Source organism: Bacillus sp. AFS018417 (assembly GCF_002560985.1).
Taxonomy (GTDB): Bacteria; Bacillota; Bacilli; order Bacillales; family Bacillaceae_G; genus Bacillus_A; species Bacillus_A rhizoplanae.
In genome coordinates this window covers 1-14,232 of record NZ_NTTM01000043.1, presented here as the reverse complement: position 1 = coordinate 14,232, position 14,232 = coordinate 1, and the positions used below count along the sequence as shown (strand labels likewise).

The window sequence follows — 14,232 nt, the reverse complement described above, 5'->3', positions numbered from 1 at the left end:
TACACCTCGATGCTTCACATCTGCGGATACGCCTCCCGCTATGGGCTATGTCCTCCTCCAAAACCAATTAACCCCTTATATAATTCCTCGGTTTTATACCCTTTCGCGTATAGTATGTAGTCTTTTCTTTTTAACTAATTTATTCTGAAAAGACTACGGAAATATAAAAAGGTCCTAAATACATTTATAATAAAAAACCGTTGTATGTAATTCTCCGTTTGCCGATTCAGCATAGCGAGGAATCTTCCCCGCTTCAACAAAGCCTAATGATGTATATAGTTTATTAGAAGGGTCTCCTTCTCTTGTATCTAATACTAACAAAGATCTATTTTCTTGATTCGCTCTTTCTTCTGCTTTTTGCATCAGTGCACGTCCAATTCCATTACGCCTAAACTTAGGATGAGTCATTAATTTTCCAATTTCAGCCCGATGACTTCCGTTTTGCTTCGTACTTAAATGCAATTGTACGCTGCCTGCTACCTCCTTGTTTATCCTTGCAACAAATAGTATAACTTCAGGGCTTAACACGGTTTCCCAGTACTTTATCGCCTCTTCTTGTTTCATTGGCGGTAAAAAACCTATTGATGCCCCGTCATCTACTACTACTCTCAAAAGCTCTGAAAGCCCCTCAATATCTTCGTCAATTCTTTTCACTTCTTCTATTTCCATCTGATGAACCAATTCATAATTCCCCTTTTCATATATAACGTAACTTATTTGTTTTAACCAAAAATATTTTTAGCTACCCAGCCGACTACACCATCTTTTTTTATCAAGTTATATCCTGTACAGCTATCATCGACTACAGACACAATATCCCCTTTACTTACGCTTATTTGCGCGCAAGACACATCTGTTTTTGCAGTAAAATGCCCCGTTTCATTTTGATGAAGATATTCATTTTTAACGTAAAGCAGCTGTTTTGTTTCTAGTTGTTTACACAAAGTGAAGTGTTCACCTTTTTCAACTGGAACAACATCATATCGTGGATAAGTAATAGAACCAACCATCATAGGCTCTGCACGAAAGTCTTCTAACACTTTGCATTTTGGAAAATGATCTATATATGTATACGAAAATATATCTTTACTAGATGATTTGTGAATAATAAATGCATTTAATTGACCAGTTTCTTTGATGGCATTTCCACCGTCGATTGCAATTATTTTTTTGGTTTGATCTATAATCGGATTATCAACTGGCATATCTGAAGAATAATTAACTACTGGCCAATGTCCCACTATTACATATTTGTTCGCACGATGTGACTTATGTAAAAATGCTGGCAGTGTAATAGCAACATCTCGATCTGTATCTTTCCAATTCTCTATGTCCTCTAGTCCTGCGTGAACAAAAATATAGTTTTCTATTTCAATAGCAGTTGGTAATTCTGTAAGCCACTTCATTTCTTTTGAAAAATGACTTGTTAATATTTCCTTTACCTCTCGGATGTTTGTATCTTCGCTCACAGAATATCCTAAGTACTCAAACCATTCATTCAATATAGAATGTCGCTTCGTACATAAATAGTTTATTAACTGGGGATTTTCATTTAAAAGCTCCTCAACTAAAGTATCACAATTTCCTTCTATAACATGAACCTTTGGATTATTAGCTGAAAGTTCCATTACATAGCTTACAACACCTTTACTGTTACTGCCTTTCTCACAAAGATCACCATTTATGATCAAGTAATCCTCTATGCTAAATTTAACTTTTTCTAATAACGCTTTGAAAAGTTCTAATTCTCCATGAATATCTGAAATAACAATGACTCTTACGTTATTTGGAATTGATAATTTTTTTATTTTGTCCAATGTAAATACTCCTTTTTTAGCTACAATGTCTACTGTAATACGTATTAACTTTTTTCAATTCATTATTTTACGAAAACTCATTCGACAAAATACCTTATTATTCCTCTTTTTGTAACTAATCTGCTCTTTAACACATAAAGTGAAACTTCCATCAGTGGGGGGTTTTTTATCCCCCACCTACCCTCCTCGTTTCTCTCTGAATCTTAAGGTGGGGGGCTTACTGCCCGTTAATACGGGATAAAAAAGACGCTACTTCTCTAGGAATTCGCGCCTTACTAAATTTCTTTTATATCACGTTAATCAAATACAAAAGATTACCACATATAGAATTAACCGGACAGATATAAAGATGAATCTTTATACTTAAAATAAAAAAGATAAGGTAGAAACCTTATCTCATAGTATATTTACTATTTTTTAGGATTATGAGAGTCCATATAATAGGAGCTTTTTTGTAATGATCTGACCCTTTACATATTCCCTTTCCAACCGTGTCCTTTTATTTAGAATCTGGAAGAGAATAGCCTTAATTCCCAATCACTTACTTGCCTAATATATTTATCCCATTCTGATCTTTTAATTTTAATAAATTCCTCCCAAATTGATCTTCCAATAGTTTCAGCCAAGATCGTGTCTTCTGCTAAATGGCCTACTGCTTGATTTAAGTTTCTCGGTCCCCAGGAAATTCCTCTTTCTTTTAATTCAAGATCATCTAACTTACTTATATCCACATCCATCGGTTCACCTGGATCCATTCTGTTTTGAATCCCATGTAGGCCTGAAGCTACTAAACAGGCTGCAAGTAAATATGGATTGCACGTTCCATCAGCACCTCGAAATTCAAATCTTCTTGCCCTTGCTTTGTCAGGGATTCTTACTAATACCGAGCGATTTCTGGCTCCATAACAGATGTGGGCTGGTGCCCAAGATCCTGACTGCATCCGTTTATACGAATTAATACTAGGGGCTCCGATTGCAATTAAAGATGCTCCATGTTTTAGAAGCCCCCCTATAAAATGGTACGCTTTTTCAGACATATCTAACCCTCTTGAATCTGTGGCATCCTGAAAGATGTTCTCACCAATTTTATCAAATATACTAATATGAACATGCAGTCCATTGCCCGGTAAGTGTTGAAACGGTTTAGGCATTAATGTGCCGACCATCCCCTTGTCCCTAGCAATCTGTTTAAATAAATGCATAAATGTTACTTGATCATCTGCCGCTTTCAAAGCAGGAGCGTATTTCAAATTTATCTCTAATTGCCCAGGGCCATACTCACTAGAAATTTGTTCTGTTTGAACACCCATCTTTTCCAAGGAACAAACAACATCTTGAACAAAGTCTTCTTGAATATCTATGCCTTCTGTAGAAAAGCAATGGCTCTTATCTGCCGGCTCAAGCTTCCCATCTATTTCTTTCAGTAAATAAGCTTCCTGTTCAAATGCCATATACATGTTTCCGCCCAAGAGTGTTTCCGCTTCCGAAAGCAGACGCTTCAATGCGCTTCTTGGACATCCCTCCCATGGCTCTCCGTTTTCGTCAACTAAATCACAAAGCATTCTTGCTGTATTTTTCCGATAAGGAAGGATAGCGAAGGTACTTGGATCAGGTACCGCAAAGAAATCTCCATCGTTTGCTCCATACGTAGGGTTGGGAATATATTCATCAAAACAATCGAAACTCATAATTGCTGTACTAAAGTTAATTCCTTTTTCCATTGCGCTGTTAAGTTGAGAGGTACGGATCGTTCTTCCTCTCGTCATACCGGCATAGTCTAAAAATTCCACTCGAATAAATTCAATATTTTCTTGTTCGACGATTTTTAAAACGTTTTCTTTTGTTAACATGTTGATTGTCCCCCTTTTAGTAATCTTCTTAGTACACTATAAGTAAAGACCTTAACGCCAACTGCAATAATCTGATCATCAAATTGAAACTCAGGATGATGTAAATCATAACAAGGCTGATCCGTTTGTCTAATACCTAATCGGAAATAGGTACTCGGAACCTTTACAGCAAATGCGCCAAAGTCATCTGCACCCATTGAGGGATCTTTCAGTACATAAACTGCATTCGCACCTAATAATTCCTTTATTCCTTCTTCAATACTATGAGTTAATGATTCGTCATTTATCACCGGCGGATGGCTATATGTATATGTAACATTGGCTTTGGCTCCATACGAATTCACTATACCTTCAACCAGTTGAATAATTTGTGATTTTATCTTCTGTCTCGTTTCCATAGTTATGGTTCTTGTTGTGCCTTCTAGTACTACCTGATCAGCAACTACATTACTTGCCGTCCCGCCTTGAATTTTCCCGACATGAACCACTACCGGCTCAATAGGATTATGACTTTTCGTGACAAGAAGAGAAAGGGCCTGAAGAACATTAGCGCTAATGGCTATAGCGTCAATACCTTGGTGCGGACGTGCACTATGTCCCCCTTTTCCCACTATTTCAATCATGAAATTATCACAAGAGGCCGTAATTGCACCGTATTTGATACCAACTGTTCCGAATGGTAAATGAGGCCATAAATGAAGGGCAATCATTTCATCGATCAAAGGATTTTCCATCACTCCTTTTTGTATCATTTCTTCTGCGGCGCCATCCGCTTCTTCACCCGGTTGAAAAATACAACGGACTCGTCCACTAAATCTATGTTTGAATTGAAATAACTGATAGACTGTTCCTAATAAAATAGCGGTGTGACCATCATGCCCGCAAGCATGCATGACTCCATGATTTTGAGAAGAAAAAGAAAGACCCGTTTTTTCTTCAATCGGCAACGCATCGATGTCTGCCCGCACCCCAATATGCAATCCCTCTCCCATTTCTCCGATAATATCAACGACAATTCCTGTTTCTCCGACTTTTTCGTACGGAATCTTCCATTCTTGTAAGCACGAAATGATATACTCGCACGTAGCGTATTCCTGAAAAGAAAGTTCTGGATATTGGTGAATATGCCTTCGAATACGAGTCAACTGTTCTGTCATTTCCTTACTCAATTCTATGTCTTGTTTTTCAATGGTTTTCAATGTGTTCAGCCCCCCCTTTTTCAATTTCTATCTTCCCTGCTTTCACTTTTTGAAGCACAAACATATATATAGCCCCTATAAGAAGCCAAACAGATCCGATTTCAATCGCAAGCCGATCCATTCCATACACTACATAACTGATAATAATTAACCCAAAAAGAGGAAATACAAGGTGTTGAATAAATTTTTTTGATTTTTGACGAATGATATAATGATTAATTACTGAAATATGCAATATAAGAAAACCAATCAACGCTCCAAAATTAACAATATTCGTTAACATCCCAATGTTATTTTCAAACGCCATTCCTACAGAAAAAGAAACAATAGCCACTAGGAAAGTACTAATATATGGTGTTTGAAATCTCGGATGAACTTTTGCGAATATAGAAGGCAATTTACGATCCCGCCCCATGGAATAAAGAAGTCGGGAGATGGCTGCCTGAGATGCAAGTGCACTGGCGATTCCCCAAGAAAATACTGTCGCAATGAGTGTCAAATTCTTTAACCAAATACCCCCAGCCAATTCAGCAGCTTGATAGAAAGCTGTATCTAAATTTTCAACTTTCAATCCACGGATAAGATCACTTGCGACCCAAGTTTGAGATATAAACAATACGCCTGCAATCAACAAAGTAAGAACTGTAGCTCTACCTACAATTTTGTTACCCCCTTTTACTTCTTCGGAAAGTGTAGAAATGGCATCAAAACCTAAAAAAGATAACACCGCTATTGAAACTGCTCCCATAACCATGTGTAGATTAAATTTGCTAGAATCATATATAGGTTTAATTGTAAAGCTAGTACCGCCTACTCCTTTATATAAAGCAACCAGCCCGAATATAAGAAAAATAGCTAAAACCATAAATTGTAAAACCAAAATAATTTTATTTGCTTTTGCGGTAAATTCTACCCCGCGAATATTAATGAAGGTATTAAAGGAAATAAAGAGAACCAACCAAAACCAAACCGGCACTTCTGGTACCATTCCCGCTAATGAAACTGCGCTGACAACGTAAGTTAAAGCAGGTACAAGAATGTAATCTAGCAAGATTCCCCAACCGGCAAGAAAACCAACATACTCATTAATCCCTCTTTGTGCATAAGTGTAAACGGAACCTGCCATCGGAAAAGCTTGGGACATTTTAGCGTAGCTCAGGGCCGTAAAAATCATTCCGATCATACCAATGATATAAGTTAGGGCGACCATACCCTTCGAAGTGTCAGAGATATAGCCAAACACACCAAATGGAGCGATAGGAACCAAAAAAATCAGCCCATAAAATACAAGATCCCAAAATGTTAATGTCCTTTTTAATTCCTGTTTATAACCGAATTGTTCGATTGACATCTCTAGCTCCTCCTTCTATCAAAGATTAAATTGCAGGTTCTTTTTGTAAACCTTTTCAAAATTCCTAAACAAAACCATTTCGCCAATCCATTGGGCTGTTTCCACATTCATATAATCAGAGTCAACCCAATTATTTAAAACTTTCTCAAAACATTCCTTAAATAAATGCACTCCTAACCAATTCATTTCAGGCACAGTAAAAGCATCTGACCCATACATAACTTTATCGAAAGGAGCAAATTCAAACACTTGAGAAAGAATTCGTTGAACTCCATGACCCGCGAAAGGATTTTGCAACGAAATATCCATATAAACATTTGGGAGAATACTTACAATAAAAGCCGCTTCCTCAACCCAAGGATATCCCCCATGAACAAGGTGAACCTTAGTATCGATGTATTTTTTATCCCTAAGCATGTTTATTAAAAAACTCGGACTCGCTTTCGGCAAAACAACTTCCCCATCTCCAATACCAGTATGGATATGCATAACTTTATCTGCAGCTGTACATTCTTCCATCGCAATATGAAGGCAATAGTCACGAAAAGCTTTCACCTCTGCTCGGTCGTTCGTTTGAAATTCTCCATATTGATCCTGAGCCATTTGTTCACTCATCTCTGAGATTTCCAGTCCACTTCTATAAGCAATAATCGATTTTAAACCGATAACATCAGACTTCTGTAAAGCTTGTCTTAAATCTATACGATATCTTTCAATAAATTCCTCAAAACGGTCACATTCTTTGCATAAATGAACCATAACAGGTTCAATTCTATGAATTTCCCATATTTTTGATCCACACAGATCTGCAAACTCATCTTTACTTAACATCGGCATTGGATATCCAAAATCAGTTACAACTCCAGTAATCTTAGCGTCCTGAAGCAAATTCCTTGTATATCCCCTAAAATCACCAGCATATTTATTTCTGTTATTTACTACATCCATCAAGTTAGGCTCACATGAAAAATATTTTGCAAGTCGTTGAATCAAAATCTGAACCCACATATTAATTCCCGGAAAAGGTTGATTCTTATTTTGCATATAGTTGTTTGTCGCGCGGGTAGGTATAACAGATAAAGATAGTTTCCTAACAAACTCCTCTACTGTGTAAGGTTCTTGATTACCAACAAAAGGATGAGCATGTACATCAATAGCATGAATATGTTGTAATGATACTTTATTCATAAATAACCTCCTCTGATCTTTTCAATTATTCTCTATGCAACATTCATGCCAAATAAAAATACCAATTATATTAAGGGTTTCTTCGAATTTTATAAAATATAAATATGAAAAATATTCTCCAAACGAAAAAAATTCATAGAAAAATATTTTTCTATGACCGTCAGCAAAAAATTTATACGAACCGTTTTAATCAGATCATCACCTTGGTATAATTGAAAATATTCTGATTATTTATATTTTCTCTGTTTTATTGAATATTTATAAAGGTGGTGAATGCAATGATTGATTTTTCCTTTCTTCCCCTACATAAGGTTTGGAATTCCAGTTTTGATTGTATGATTCTCACTGATGAACAAGGAGAAATTCATTCTTTAAATCGATCTGCTGCACGTTTATTTTCGTCAAGTCCAAGTAACTTAATCGGAACTTCTATCCATGAAATTTTCCCTTCAGAAGAATTTAAAAAAAGCTTTCAATTTAAAAAAGATAAAACAGGCATCTCACTTTCTATTGGTACCCGACAATTAATTGTAAATACTTCAGTTATCCAAATCGATCCTGAAACTGTCTACTATCTTCTTAATCTCAAAGACAATACCCAGCTTCAACAATTGCAATATCAACTTCAACAAATGAATGAAACCAGGCATTTATACGAAGTAATATTAGATCAACTTGAAGAAGGCATCACGGCAATCGATCAACAAGGAAAAATTATATTTTACAATCGAAAAATGGGAGAAATTGATACCGTTGAACCTGCATCAGTACGAAATAAAAGAATTGTGGATACCTGGCCAATAGAAGAAAATTCCAGCACTCTTCTTACGGCATTGAACACAGGGAAGACACTCAGCCAACGAGAAAATCATTTTACTACCAATGGAAAATCGGTCACAACTCTTTCAAAAACTGTTCCTTTATTTCTAGGAAATAAAAAAGTGGGAGCTTTAGAGATTGCAACAGATATTACAAAACAAAAACAGCTAACTGAAACCATTTTTCAATTACAAAAACAAACAAAAAGAAGTTCTGCTCCTTCCAATTCTATGTTAGCTCGAAAAAACAATACAAGATTCCAATTTGATAATATTATATTTTCAAGCAAACAATTGAGGCAGACGGCTGAACAAGCCCGAAGAGCTGCACGGTCTAATTCAAACGTCTTAATCTTCGGTGAGACTGGTACGGGAAAAGAATTATTCGCTCAAAGCATCCATAATGAAAGCCCACGAAAAAACAAGCCCTTTATAGCTCAAAATTGTGCAGCATTACCTGAGTCATTGCTTGAAGGACTGTTATTTGGAACCAGTGTAGGGAGTTTTACCGGAGCGACAGATAGAGCAGGATTATTTGAAGAAGCGCATGGAGGAACTTTATTGCTTGATGAGATTAATTCTATGGGAACAAACCTTCAAGCAAAATTACTTCGTGTTTTACAGGAAAGAAAACTTCAACGCTTAGGTTCATCTAAAGTTTTAGATATTGATGTACGAGTTATTACTACGATTAATGAAGATCCTCTTGAGGCTATAACAAATGGAAAACTGCGAGAAGATCTTTATTATCGGTTAGGGGTAGTAAATATTGTAATCCCCCCCTTACGAAATAGAAAAGAAGATATCCCTACTTTAATAGAGTATTTCATTAACAAACATTCTACTGCCTTGGGTGTTAACGTCACAGGAGTTGATGAAGATGTTTATCAATTTTTCATGAACTATCAATGGCCAGGTAATGTTAGACAATTGGAGCATTCGTTGGAAGGAGCGTTGAACTTGATTTACGATGAAAGTGCCATTTCATTTGAACATCTTTCTCCTACTTTTAAAAACAAAATGATTCAGCAAGCCAATCAATCATCTATTCAAGAACATACTATTTTTTCCAAAAGTCTACCGGAACAAATCGAGAATCTTGAACGGATTATGATTGAACAAGCAATATATGATTCCCAAGGAAATATTACAAAAGCAAGTGAACAATTAGGAATTCCAAGACAAAATCTAAATTACAAAATCAAAAAATATAAGATTACCTATCTCAAAGGATCATTTCAATAAATAGAAACTGTTTGCTTTCTATAAGAAATAAAGCAATAAAAAGGAAACTAGTGTCCTTAAAAATTCATAATATAAATAACAATATTTTTGTGTTAATATTATGAATATTATTTACAAAAAGGGGTATGAAAATGAATGTTTCATTAGTAAAACCTACACTTACATTACAAAACGAATACTTAGATTTCTATCAAGAATGGAAAGATAGCGGTGAAGATATGGTGCCATGGGTAATTTGTAAAGACCCATCAGACTTTCACGGAATGATTCAGTTTCTAATAAATTCAGAGAAAGGTGAAAATCTCCCTGAAGGTTGGGTACCTGATTCTACTTATTGGTTGGTTTCAGAAAATAAAAAAATTGTTGGTGCAGTGAATATACGCCACCAATTAACAGAAAAATTATTGAATTGTGGTGGACATATTGGTTATGGCATTCGCCCTTCCGAAAGACAAAAAGGATACGCTACTACTCTGTTAGCTTTAGCATTAGAAAAAACGAAAGAATTAGGCGTTCGAAAAGCTCTTGTTGTCTGTGACGAAAGTAATGTCGGTTCTGAAAAAACCATTATCAAAAATGGCGGCATACCTGATTCAAACTATATTGAGGAAGATGGCAATGTTGTAAAAAGATTTTGGATTGAGCTATAACACGCAAAGTAATAATACATTCCTTGTCTTACTAACTTGAAAAACGGAGGAACTAACTTGTCTAAATTAGTATCTCAATTAGAAAGTATGATTTACGCTACATCAGAAAAAGTGCTCTCTCTTGTAAATATAGAACATAAACCTAATCCATCAAAATGGTCTAAAAAAGAAATATTAGGTCATCTGTGTGATTCTGCAAGTGTGAACCATAAACGTTTTGTTGATATTCTCATTTCTAAAGAACCTATAACAATCCATGGCTATAATCAAGATTTATGGATGAAAATACATAATTATCAGCATACATTTTCAGCCGAAGAAATACTAAATATATGGACTTCTTTAAACAAACGCATAGTCAATCTTCTCACCAATGTTACAGAAAAACAATGGAAGCTCCCATGTAAAACAGAAGATCAAAACATAGTAACATTGGAGTGGCTAGTTACGGATTATATTGACCATATGAACCATCATTTCAAACAAATATTTGATGAATAACCCGAATAAAAAGATGAGTACGAACAGAAAAAGATTTCAGCTTAGCACTGAAGTCTTTTTTTCTTGCTTTATAAAATGTGTACAACTCATTTTCTACTTCAAACTGTACAGAAATCCTACTCGGATCAATGACTATAAACCCACCATCTACTGCTGTTAATTTATAATTTTTCACTACATCACATAGTACAACATAACTCAAATTAAATCGCCTTAACTAGAACTTATGTTCGATTATATAATTAAATTAATTCACTTGATAAAGGAGGGATGATATGAAAAGTTGGACAGAACAAATTATAATTCACACACCTATTAACCATGTATTTTCGTATTTAAATGGTTCATTAACTCAAATGCAAAAATTAATGCCCCATGTCATAGAAAATACACCTGTAAAAGAAACAGCGGCAATTGTCGGAAGTATTTATCGTCAGAAATATAAAGAAGGCGACGAAATTCAAGAGTATGATATTGAGACGCTTGACTATGTAAATACACCCGAACACAAAAAATTAAAAATCGGATTTACTCTTGCTAATATGTTCGATATTACCGCTACATATGAATTAGAAAAAACAGAAAAAGATCAAACAGTATTTAAATATACCGCAACAAATCAAGCATTAACTGAACAAGCTGAGTTATTTATGCAATCTGCAACAAATCAAGTTGCTATTGACTTTGTCAACCGTGTAAAAAAGATTGCTGAGTCTGAATACAACAAGTAAAAATAACTAATAAAAAAATTAAAGGAGCGTTACAAATGAAACAACAAGCCACTCCATACCTTACATTCAACGGCAATGCAAGAGAAGCATTAGAATACTATAAAGAAGTTTTTGAGGGAGAGATCGAAGGAATACAAACGTTTGGCGATGCTGATTTTCCGACTCCACCAGAAGTTGATAACAGAATTATGCACGCTCGCTTTAGAAAAGACGGTTTATTCTTCATGGTTTCAGATGCATTTTTAGGTCAAACTATTGAAGCAGGAAACCATATTTCACTTGCTCTTGAATTAGATAACGAAGATGAAATTCAAAAGATTTACAATGCACTAATCAGAAAAGGGACTGTACTAATGGAACTACAAGATACATTCTGGGGAGCAAAATTCGCAAAAGTAAAAGATTGCTTCGGTGTAATTTGGGATTTAAACTATACAAAACCTCAATGAATTTCATAACAAAAAGGTGCTTACATAAGAAGCACCTTTTTTGTTATTCATTACAATCCGCTATTGTTCTCTTTTCAAATTCCCTCGACTCACACTTTTTTAAAGGAATGCTGTACTACATTTATCTAACAGAGCGTACCTCTGCAATTAATTTCTGACCTTCTATGTACATTACAAGCTTAACTGGGGTATCATTTGGATTTTCAAATACTAAATCTAAATAAGGATACGCAATCGTTGCATCTCTACCTTTAGGTACATAACCTACTTGTTTGGAATGTGTTGATCTCTCTACCATTGTTAACCCTGCTTGATCTGCAGCGTTAAACAGTGTAGAAGAAGTTTGACATACACCTCCGCCATATCCATCTACTAATTTACCATCTACAATCTCTTTTCCTATTTGGTACCCTTTATCAGGTGTTGTATCACCTATTAAAGCATTGAAGGAAAATCTATCTCCCTTTCCTAATACAACTCCATTGATAGTGCTTGCAGACAAACGAATATTTTCTATTCTACCACCAGTAGAACCTCCTAAATTCGTTTCATATCTTCCTAAAACTGCTCCATTGCCAGATGCATCTTCTGGTGTTGCTACAGGCTTTTTCTCTACAATCGGCAGCTGATAAGAAGAATCCCACAATCCTACATTCATCAATTGATCTATTAACTCTTTTTCCATTAATTCATAAGAGGGTTTCCCTTCTATCCATGTACCATCACTTGTCATACGAGAAGGAACCATCTTTGTATCGATACTCTTTCCAAGTTCGCTAACAACCTTAGTAACTTCCTTTTTAAATTTCTTCTCATCTTCAAAATAACCTAAACTTGCTAAATCTAGTTTTTTTACTTCTTTTCCACTTCTTCCATCTACTAAACTTATACTTTTATTTACTTCTTCCTTCGCTTGTGCAACATTCTCACCTGCACCACTCACTAATGTAACCTCACTAGCCTTCGGACTACATCCGCTAACTACGCCTATACATAGTGCCCCTATCATTAAACCTCGAACCTTTTTTAACAATCTACTCTCTCCTTTTATTCTCTATCTTTTTCTATTTCTAATTCAAACAAGTCTATGTATGATCACATTATTTCACAATATTACTTTTATTACATTATCATTACATTTCCGTCATACTTTAAACTACTCTTTTCTTTCTTAAATGTCTACATATATTTACTAAAAAATCTTTAACTTTGTTAAAAATTTTATCTCACCCTTTTTATCCATTATATACCAACGAGCTCATTAGAAACAATTTTTATCGATCAATATTTTACTATGTTTATAATACGTATATTTATAATAAATAATGACTCATTTTAAGGTTAACTGTTTAATAGCCATACAAAAAGAAGAGGTGACCTATCATAATAGGTGTCCTCCGTGTCAGCCATCCACTCCCGCACATACAGTATGATAAATTTAATCAATTTATAGAATGGGGGTTGTCTATGTATCCTTACAATCCATATAATCCTTATATCCCGCAACAATACGATATACAACCACAATATGAACAATATATAGAACCTATGCAGCAATATGATCCATACGACCCAAATCGTCAATTTCCAATTCCTATCTCATTTCCAGGCAGTGGCAGCCGTGAGCTAGAACGTCGTGTAAATGAGATAGAGAAAAGAGTAAACCAACTTCAACAAGTTGTAGAACGTCAATCACGCCGCTTAAATAGACTAAATCAACGTCTACGCGTTGTTGAAAACAAATTAAACCTTCCATTTACACCATACGAAGATGGATTTTAATATGTAAAACAAAAAAATATGAAAGGAAGGGCTTCCCCTTCCTTTCTTAAATTGACGAATGTTTTCTCCATCTCTATACTGAAAAGAGTTAATGAAATGAAACAAGGTGATAATCATGGATTTTGAAATCAATTTTCTTTCCTTTTACGTCGTACAAGTAGACGGACAAGGTGAACAAGCAGATAAACGTTATAAACATTTTCAAACGTTAGATGCACAAGAATATGAGGACAGTTCACTAAAAGACTTTCTAGACGGCGAATTATTAAAAATCTCAAAACGAAAAGTAGACCGTCATCCCAAAAGTGAACAAGTCCCAACAAAAATAGGCTGCTTTATCGTTGAAGTTGGGCACGAATTAGATTCGAATCCGAACTACAACCTATTTAACCGCATTCGCTTTGCAGAAACGAAAGAAACATTCAAGGATGTAAATGAACCGCTCGTTTATACATATATTGATACAAGCGCTGTACGCGGCGGTGTATTTCTCGTTGCCCAAGCAAAGCTTCGCAAATACTTCGACGATCCGTTCGTCTTTGTAATGAAATGTGACTTCGAACCAAAAGTCGCTTCTATTTCTGATGAAGCAACACTAATCCGAAACGTCGAAATGGCAATCACAACGAAAAACATGAAGTCGATTCAATA

15 protein-coding genes are annotated in these 14,232 nt (G+C 35.3%); 7 read left to right on the top strand and 8 right to left on the bottom strand.

Annotated elements, in window-relative coordinates; genetic code table 11:
- Positions 1–174 precede the first annotated feature (174 nt).
- The 6 genes from CN326_RS17075 to CN326_RS17050 all read right to left on the bottom strand — a co-directional run bounded on the left by CN326_RS17075 (position 175) and on the right by CN326_RS17050 (position 7,405).
- The gene (locus tag CN326_RS17075) at positions 175–669 is read right to left on the bottom strand and encodes a GNAT family N-acetyltransferase (protein ID WP_098310242.1); all 495 of its coding nucleotides are present in this window, start codon (positions 667–669) and stop codon (positions 175–177) included.
- Between the two features lie 53 nt (positions 670–722).
- Positions 723–1,817 (bottom strand): metallophosphoesterase, encoded by a 1,095-nt coding sequence (locus tag CN326_RS17070; RefSeq protein ID WP_098310182.1) that lies wholly within the window; start codon positions 1,815–1,817, stop codon positions 723–725.
- A gap of 503 nt (positions 1,818–2,320) precedes the next feature.
- Entirely contained in the window at positions 2,321–3,667 is a 1,347-nt protein-coding gene (locus CN326_RS17065; RefSeq protein WP_098310181.1) for a glutamine synthetase family protein, read from the bottom strand.
- Positions 3,661–4,866, bottom strand: a complete 1,206-nt coding sequence (locus CN326_RS17060; RefSeq protein WP_255258145.1) for a M20 metallopeptidase family protein — start codon at positions 4,864–4,866, stop codon at positions 3,661–3,663. Before CN326_RS17060 ends, CN326_RS17065 begins: the two co-directional genes overlap by 7 nt.
- Positions 4,853–6,217 carry an APC family permease gene (locus CN326_RS17055; protein WP_098310180.1) on the bottom strand — a complete coding sequence of 455 codons (1,365 nt, stop codon included), beginning with the start codon at positions 6,215–6,217 and terminating at the stop codon, positions 4,853–4,855. The genes CN326_RS17060 and CN326_RS17055 overlap by 14 nt, the downstream gene beginning before the upstream one ends.
- An 18-nt stretch (positions 6,218–6,235) precedes the next feature.
- The gene (locus tag CN326_RS17050; RefSeq protein WP_098310179.1) at positions 6,236–7,405 is read right to left on the bottom strand and encodes an amidohydrolase family protein; all 1,170 of its coding nucleotides are present in this window, start codon (positions 7,403–7,405) and stop codon (positions 6,236–6,238) included.
- A 278-nt stretch (positions 7,406–7,683) separates the two neighbouring features.
- Here CN326_RS17050 and CN326_RS25340 point away from each other — a divergent pair, with 278 nt between their 5' ends.
- From CN326_RS25340 to CN326_RS17035, 3 genes are all read left to right on the top strand, one after another.
- On the top strand, positions 7,684–9,468 hold the full coding sequence (locus tag CN326_RS25340; protein ID WP_098310178.1) for a sigma 54-interacting transcriptional regulator: 1,785 nt from the start codon (positions 7,684–7,686) through the stop codon (positions 9,466–9,468).
- 131 nt (positions 9,469–9,599) lie between these two features.
- Positions 9,600–10,118: a GNAT family N-acetyltransferase gene (locus CN326_RS17040; protein WP_098310177.1), complete on the top strand. Its 519-nt coding sequence runs from the start codon at positions 9,600–9,602 to the stop codon at positions 10,116–10,118.
- A 57-nt stretch (positions 10,119–10,175) separates the two neighbouring features.
- Positions 10,176–10,619 (top strand): DinB family protein, encoded by a 444-nt coding sequence (locus tag CN326_RS17035; protein WP_098310176.1) that lies wholly within the window; start codon positions 10,176–10,178, stop codon positions 10,617–10,619.
- On the opposite strand, the gene CN326_RS17030 is transcribed toward CN326_RS17035, so the two are convergent.
- A complete protein-coding gene (locus tag CN326_RS17030; RefSeq protein ID WP_098310175.1) occupies positions 10,597–10,821 on the bottom strand; it encodes a hypothetical protein in 225 nt (74 codons plus the stop codon). The two genes, CN326_RS17035 and CN326_RS17030, sit on opposite strands and share 23 nt — an antisense overlap.
- 73 nt (positions 10,822–10,894) lie before the next feature.
- Between CN326_RS17030 and CN326_RS17025 the strand changes: the two genes are divergently transcribed.
- Entirely contained in the window at positions 10,895–11,350 is a 456-nt protein-coding gene (locus CN326_RS17025) for a hypothetical protein (RefSeq protein WP_098310174.1), read from the top strand.
- Between the two features lie 35 nt (positions 11,351–11,385).
- Positions 11,386–11,799, top strand: coding sequence for a VOC family protein (locus CN326_RS17020; RefSeq protein WP_098310173.1), 414 nt, complete (start codon positions 11,386–11,388; stop codon positions 11,797–11,799).
- Between the two features lie 121 nt (positions 11,800–11,920).
- On the opposite strand, the gene CN326_RS17015 is transcribed toward CN326_RS17020, so the two are convergent.
- Complete coding sequence (locus tag CN326_RS17015; RefSeq protein WP_098310172.1) at positions 11,921–12,832, bottom strand: VanW family protein; 912 nt, start codon at positions 12,830–12,832, stop codon at positions 11,921–11,923.
- A gap of 434 nt (positions 12,833–13,266) precedes the next feature.
- Between CN326_RS17015 and CN326_RS17010 the strand changes: the two genes are divergently transcribed.
- The gene (locus tag CN326_RS17010; RefSeq protein WP_098310171.1) at positions 13,267–13,581 is read left to right on the top strand and encodes a coiled-coil domain-containing protein; all 315 of its coding nucleotides are present in this window, start codon (positions 13,267–13,269) and stop codon (positions 13,579–13,581) included.
- A 115-nt stretch (positions 13,582–13,696) separates the two neighbouring features.
- Positions 13,697–14,232: DUF3900 domain-containing protein (locus tag CN326_RS17005; RefSeq protein WP_141525068.1), on the top strand; the 536-nt coding region annotated here is incomplete at its 3' end.

Excerpts from the sequence above, each read along its gene's own strand:
- CN326_RS17010 (WP_098310171.1), top strand. The coding sequence starts at position 13,267 with ATGTATCCTTACAATCCATATAATCCTTATATCCCGCAACAATACGAT.
- CN326_RS17050 (WP_098310179.1), bottom strand. The coding sequence starts at position 7,405 with ATGAATAAAGTATCATTACAACATATTCATGCTATTGATGTACATGCT.
- CN326_RS17075 (WP_098310242.1), bottom strand. The coding sequence starts at position 669 with ATGGAAATAGAAGAAGTGAAAAGAATTGACGAAGATATTGAGGGGCTT.
- CN326_RS17055 (WP_098310180.1), bottom strand. The coding sequence starts at position 6,217 with ATGTCAATCGAACAATTCGGTTATAAACAGGAATTAAAAAGGACATTA.
- CN326_RS17020 (WP_098310173.1), top strand. The coding sequence starts at position 11,386 with ATGAAACAACAAGCCACTCCATACCTTACATTCAACGGCAATGCAAGA.
- CN326_RS17025 (WP_098310174.1), top strand. The coding sequence starts at position 10,895 with ATGAAAAGTTGGACAGAACAAATTATAATTCACACACCTATTAACCAT.
- CN326_RS17065 (WP_098310181.1), bottom strand. The coding sequence starts at position 3,667 with ATGTTAACAAAAGAAAACGTTTTAAAAATCGTCGAACAAGAAAATATT.
- CN326_RS17040 (WP_098310177.1), top strand. The coding sequence starts at position 9,600 with ATGAATGTTTCATTAGTAAAACCTACACTTACATTACAAAACGAATAC.
- CN326_RS25340 (WP_098310178.1), top strand. The coding sequence starts at position 7,684 with ATGATTGATTTTTCCTTTCTTCCCCTACATAAGGTTTGGAATTCCAGT.